The sequence below is a fragment of the Vibrio sp. 1401 genome, assembly GCF_033340295.1.
Genome location: NZ_JAWOWF010000748.1, coordinates 1 through 543, shown reverse-complemented (window position 1 = coordinate 543; position 543 = coordinate 1). Strand labels below are relative to the sequence as shown.

The 543-nt window shown below is 48.3% G+C and carries 1 protein-coding gene and 1 pseudogene; both read left to right on the top strand.

The genetic code is table 11. From position 1 onward, the window contains the following. Nucleotides 1-224, top strand: a 224-nt coding sequence (locus tag R7Z77_RS27935) for a hypothetical protein (RefSeq protein ID WP_318137379.1), incomplete at its 5' end; no start/stop codon positions are given. A gap of 121 nt (nucleotides 225-345) precedes the next feature. Beyond that, nucleotides 346-543, top strand: a pseudogene (locus R7Z77_RS27930) (hypothetical protein); the annotation flags it as partial.

Below are 543 nucleotides of genomic sequence, written 5' to 3'. Positions count from 1 at the left end.
GTACAAGTGAAGCAGCCGCTAGCCAAGCAGGCCGTCACACCCACGGTGCAACGCTGATCCGTACCGCAGAAGACGAGTCAGTTGTTGGTCTACAACGTATCGATGAAGTTGAAGAAGTGGAATTGCCAGAAGGCGAAGAAGCAGAAACAACAGAAGCGAATGCAGAACAGCAAGCTCCTGAAGCGCCAGCAGCAGACGACGCGGAAGAGGGCAAAGAAGAGTAATCTTCTCCTTCATCGCTAAATATGAAAGCCGAGCAAAATGCTCGGCTTTTTTGTATCTTCATCAACGCAATCTCTCAACCAAACCAGTACACTAAGCTTATGTTTACTCACGGGTATCGCTATGTCTTTATGGTTCTTCATTGCCATCACTTTGATGGGGCTTTTTATCGTCGTTTTGTCACTTAGCGCTTCGAAAGTGAAGCCTACCCAGTGGTTTGGCTTTTGTTTGATGGTGTTAGCACTCACTAGCGCTGGCTACTTATTGTTGAAGCAACCCCCACCGCAACCTATCCAAGCGGAGATCGCTCGAATGATGACC